The organism is Providencia sp. Me31A (genome assembly GCF_050487165.1).
Lineage (GTDB): Bacteria > Pseudomonadota > Gammaproteobacteria > Enterobacterales > Enterobacteriaceae > Providencia.
Genome location: NZ_JBKQGZ010000054.1, coordinates 1 through 4,655 on the forward strand (window position 1 = coordinate 1; position 4,655 = coordinate 4,655).

The 4,655-nt window shown below is 37.6% G+C and carries 7 protein-coding genes; all 7 read left to right on the forward strand.

The window, feature by feature from the left end; genetic code table 11:
- Window positions 1–385: 385 nt before the first annotated feature.
- The 7 genes from ACLPIE_RS22260 to ACLPIE_RS22290 all read left to right on the forward strand — a co-directional run bounded on the left by ACLPIE_RS22260 (window position 386) and on the right by ACLPIE_RS22290 (window position 4,222).
- Window positions 386–826 (forward strand): hypothetical protein, encoded by a 441-nt coding sequence (locus ACLPIE_RS22260; RefSeq protein ID WP_096840924.1) that lies wholly within the window; start codon window positions 386–388, stop codon window positions 824–826.
- Window positions 827–1,766: 940 nt separating this feature from the next.
- A complete protein-coding gene (locus tag ACLPIE_RS22265; protein ID WP_430263815.1) occupies window positions 1,767–2,246 on the forward strand; it encodes an Hcp family type VI secretion system effector in 480 nt (159 codons plus the stop codon).
- Window positions 2,247–2,261: 15 nt separating this feature from the next.
- Complete coding sequence (locus ACLPIE_RS22270; protein WP_430263816.1) at window positions 2,262–2,978, forward strand: hypothetical protein; 717 nt, start codon at window positions 2,262–2,264, stop codon at window positions 2,976–2,978.
- Between the two features lies 1 nt (window position 2,979).
- Window positions 2,980–3,267: a DUF2645 family protein gene (locus tag ACLPIE_RS22275; RefSeq protein WP_430263817.1), complete on the forward strand. Its 288-nt coding sequence runs from the start codon at window positions 2,980–2,982 to the stop codon at window positions 3,265–3,267.
- Window positions 3,268–3,520: 253 nt separating this feature from the next.
- On the forward strand, window positions 3,521–3,718 hold the full coding sequence (locus tag ACLPIE_RS22280) for a hypothetical protein (RefSeq protein WP_430263818.1): 198 nt from the start codon (window positions 3,521–3,523) through the stop codon (window positions 3,716–3,718).
- A gap of 137 nt (window positions 3,719–3,855) precedes the next feature.
- Window positions 3,856–4,017 (forward strand): zinc ribbon-containing protein, encoded by a 162-nt coding sequence (locus ACLPIE_RS22285; RefSeq protein ID WP_430263819.1) that lies wholly within the window; start codon window positions 3,856–3,858, stop codon window positions 4,015–4,017.
- Between the two features lie 28 nt (window positions 4,018–4,045).
- Entirely contained in the window at window positions 4,046–4,222 is a 177-nt protein-coding gene (locus ACLPIE_RS22290) for a hypothetical protein (protein ID WP_162930252.1), read from the forward strand.
- The last annotated feature ends 433 nt before the right edge of the window (window positions 4,223–4,655 follow it).

Here is a 4,655-nt window from a genome sequence, read left to right on the forward strand (position 1 = left end):
TTTCGTTTTCCGGTACGTTTTACTACCACAATTTGCCTGTTTATCCTTTCGGAGACCGGGCTAAGTCCGAGTCAATCAAGTGGTGCATTTGAGTTAGTGTCTTTGAATGGTTTTAAGGAAGTAGTGACAAGCTAGCTTCCCGTTGCTAAGATTGGATTGTTGAGGTCGAATCGTTAGCAACTAATGCACCGATTTAGATTAGCAGAGCCGAAGTGATGTCACAATCATTTCGGCTCTGTGCCTTCTGGAGTATCACAAAAAATTTCCCTCATGTTTTCAATTCGCAACGCTCGCCGCAAGGCGTGAACTTGTTTCACGTCGAGGAAGCGGAATTTCCCGAAAGCCTTATAATATCTCCGTTCACACATCATCGGAGGGGATCACTATGTCTCAATTATTTCGTTTGGCATCACCGGCAGATTACGAATACATCGAAGAAATAAAATTATGGGAATTGTCATTTGATAAGCGACCGGTTCAAGGGGTTCGTTGTGAAGATCCGGTGATCGGGGCAGAAAAATACAATCGAGGGCGTGAAAAATTTAAGGCGTTAGCGTCACGGCATAAAAAACACTGGAAACCGAACGGATTGACCTTTTCGGAGTTGATCCGCTGGGCAATAGAGTGCGGAACTCCCGAACAATGTCAGCTTGTTTTAGCGTTATACCATTGCACAAACGATGATGATTATCAGACGATGGGAATTCAGTTAAGCCGAAGTATTGATAATGCAAATGTCAGCCCGATCATCTTTTTCACTGGTAAAAATCAACGGTTATTAGGTGATGTTTCGATGCTAAAACAGCTCGAGGAAAAGGCAGGTTAATGTCATGTTTGTTTATTATCCTGTGTATTATTCCGTATCTTATTCTATCTAATTTCTCTCTAATACACAGAATAATACAGAGAATAAGATACAGAATAAGAGATAGACACAAGATGACGTTGTGTCATTTCTTACCCATTAATCTATCCGTTATTCTATCCATTATTCTGTCCGTTATTTTATCCGATTTAGGTATAACGGATAGAATAATGGGTAAAATAACGGATGGAATCATCATTTTACCAATCTACATCTATGATACTTTCAGTATCAATGTCACTCATTTTCTGGACGAAAATGAATGACATAAGGCTCCGCCCTCTGGCTATTTTCTTCGGCTGGACGCCTGCGAAAAAAGCCATTCACCCAAGCCCGTCAAACTCACTGCGTTCGTCTGACCACCCCCTTTTTTCGCCCTGTATTTGGTCGCTCAAAAATGTGGTGGTCAGACGCTTCGCTTGACGGGGGGCTTTGCCCCCAAAACGAAACTCGTTCACTGGGGTTCACTTGCCATCGCTGGGGCGTGTCATTTCGTTTCGGCTCCCCCTGTTTTTCCCTTTCTTCGCTGGACGCTCATCAGGAGAAAAACAAAAAGCCTACCGCCCTCGTTTTACTCGGTTGGTCAAATCGCTTCTTGCCACAAAACAAGTTTGTGACTTTCAGCGATTTCGCATCGTTTTACTTGTCAGTTTGTATGATGTTAAAAACGCACTCAGAAGCTCGAAAAACCGTTCTAAACTTTCAGCGTAGATTTGGGTGTTTTATAGGGTGATCGTGTCTTAAAATCGTTTTGAGGGGCTTTAATGGGGGTGAACGGGCGGTTTTCGCTAACTAACTCGCCCGTTTAACATAAAAGGGATTATAACAGTGAATTTCTGATTGATAAAATTGTTGTTTAAAGTATTAATCTTATCAATTGCAATTTAGAAAAGGAATGAAAGTGTCTAATCAAATATACTTAAAACTAACGGGAAGTAGGCAAGGGCTGATTTCAGCGGGTTGTTCAAGTTATAATTCAATAGGAAATAAGTACCAGGATAATCATACAGATGAAATATTCGTTTACTCAACAAATTACGATATAAGCCGTCACCAAAACCTATCTCATTCACCTTTTGTAATGACAAAACCTGATGATAAATCGACACCATTACTACTTAGTAGTATATCAAATAATGAAATATTAGATTGCGAATTCTTTTATTATAGAATTGATTCACATGGAATCCTTTCTCTATATAAGAAAATAAAATTAACCAAAGCTTCAATAATAAGTATATCAAATAATCACCCTAGTTCATTGAATCATAACGACATGCAACCATATGAGACCGTAAGTTTTAGATATGAAAGTATTACATGTCAGCACATAGCGGCCAATACATCTGGTTATAGTATTAAAGAAGATTCTATACGATAAGTAGGGGAGGGAAGTGTGTCTGATATTGGAATTAAAAACCTTTGTGAAAAATACAATTTCCCTGATTACCCTAAATGGGATGCCCTTGATGCAGTATGGTGGAAAACATTTGGTGGTAATGATTATTTAACCAAGTATAAAGATGGGTACATTATTTATCATAAAGATAGAATTAAAGAAATTTCTGCTGAATACAATATACCTCCAGAATTATTGGCTGGAGTAGCTAGGAATGAAGTCGGGGGGATGCCTGACTTTGTAAAACCGGATGTGGTACTGAAAATAAGATGGTTGGATTATAGTGGTAACGATTGGGTTGATGATAATTTAACCATAACTGAAAGACCAGAGAGGACATCTATAGGTTTAATAGCAATGCAGATCAGAATTGTTGCTGAAACCTTTGGTAAAGACCCTAAGCGATTATCTGATAGTGAAATTTACTATATATCACAATGTTTAATGAAGGATTCTTTTAATTTACCAATGGTTGCTATCCATCTTAGAGATTTAATTAAATTTGATTATCCAAATATAGATACTTCAAATTTGACTGATGTTCAGCTTGTTATTGCTGGTTCTAGATATAATAGAGGGACGGCTAGAAAACTAGATGATTTTATTCAATCGTACTACTCAAATAAAGGAGAACCTATTAGAGAGTGGACATCCTATGGTAGGAGAATTTTAGAGAATAGAGATAGAATCAGAAAGCTTTTAGGAATTCTTTGATATGAAAATAGCGCTAAAAATAGGCGAGTTTCTGTATTTTATCTTTTTATTGCTATTAATTAATATCCTTTCAACATCTGACTATGAATGGATGGTTGGTGATGGTGATGTAGATAATCTTTGTCAGCTTCCCCTTGGCGGTAGGTATATAACTGAACCTATTTTAGTATTAACACCATGTATATTATTGTTTTTTTTTGAAAGAAATAAAAAATTAAGGTGGTTCTATATACTAATTGTCATTATATATATTACATGGTCATTTTTTCTTCGATTTACTTTTTGCTAAAAAATATTCAACTGGTTCCTGTAAGACCCATTATGTTAAACGGGCGAGTTTACAACCCAAAACTGCCCGTCAGACACAATCAGAACGCCTCAACGCGATTTTAAGCATCAAACACACCCCGTAACACCCAAATCCATCCTGAAAGTTTATAACGGTTTCTGTGCCTTTCTGGTGTGTTTTTAACATTTCTTTTTTTAAACCTAAAAATACGGTTAAAGTCTTTAAAAGCACTCAATTCTTGATGAGGTATCGGATGAGAACGAAAAAAAAAGTAAAACCCGAAACTGAGATGCGTAAATGGAAAAGGCTCAATCAAATGGTAAAAAGGAAAAATCGGTTTAGTCAGGCGCAAATAGAACACTGGAAAAAGGAACAAGAAGACCAAGAGCAACGAGATGCATGGATGACTGAAAGCGAAGAAGCGATAAAACGCCACATGAGAGACTTGTAGCGTTTAACATAAAAGGGATTGAGCGTACTTATATAAGAATTCTAGTCTTGAAATTTACATAAATAACCCCATTTACATTATGGGTAATGGTGCCCAGGTGTCGGTTTATTCTTTTTTTGTATATATGGAGATAAGAAATGAGTAATACACATAAATCAGGTGAGCCAGTTGTAATTTCGGGTATTTATAAATGCTCTAAGTGTGGTAATGAAGTTACTTGTGTTGAAGATGAACCATTTCCACCATGTTGCAAAGGAAATTATTTCACTTTAGTTAGAAAAACCAAACATAATGGATAATCTATTATTTTAATTAAGGAGGTTGTATATGGCTAATGATACACATAACACTTTTGCCGATGGTTTTAGGGAAGGGTTTAGATCTATAGCTGGTAATATGGCATTAATGCCATTGATTCCGTTAGCTCCTTTGACTCCATTAGGTAGTACGCCATACAGAGAGGGGATAAAGGCTGGTATTGCGGCAGCATCTAAGCGTAAATAGTAAATTAGTGGTTAAGGCTTTTTAAATAAAGCCTTAACCACTAATTTTTTGAAAAAAATGCCTAATGCCCCAATGTGGTATTAATCAAAAACGGAGCGAAGCGACAACGTCATCTTGTCTTTACTTTTCTCCATGATCAGCTCTTGGGTCATGGCTTCTTAGCTCTTTAGTCTAGCTAAGTCTGGTTAGGTTGGGCTTCTTTCGACGGTGCAATCCAAGAAATCCCTAGTCCGTTGATTGGTGCTCTTATCAGGTACGCACTGTAATCTTTCGATACCGCAGCGTGATTCGGAGGCAGAGCCGGAATTTCGTTTTCCGGTACGTTTTACTACCACAATTTGCCTGTTTATCCTTTCGGAGACCGGGCTAAGTCCGAGTCAATCAAGTGGTGCATTTGAGTTAGTGTCTTTGAATGGTTTTAAGGAAGTAGTGA

What these genes read in the sequence shown, in the direction of transcription:
- ACLPIE_RS22260 (WP_096840924.1), top strand. Translation starts at nt 386, where the DNA reads ATGTCTCAATTATTTCGTTTGGCATCACCGGCAGATTACGAATACATC.
- ACLPIE_RS22275 (WP_430263817.1), top strand. Translation starts at nt 2,980, where the DNA reads ATGAAAATAGCGCTAAAAATAGGCGAGTTTCTGTATTTTATCTTTTTA.
- ACLPIE_RS22280 (WP_430263818.1), top strand. Translation starts at nt 3,521, where the DNA reads ATGAGAACGAAAAAAAAAGTAAAACCCGAAACTGAGATGCGTAAATGG.
- ACLPIE_RS22285 (WP_430263819.1), top strand. Translation starts at nt 3,856, where the DNA reads ATGAGTAATACACATAAATCAGGTGAGCCAGTTGTAATTTCGGGTATT.
- ACLPIE_RS22290 (WP_162930252.1), top strand. Translation starts at nt 4,046, where the DNA reads ATGGCTAATGATACACATAACACTTTTGCCGATGGTTTTAGGGAAGGG.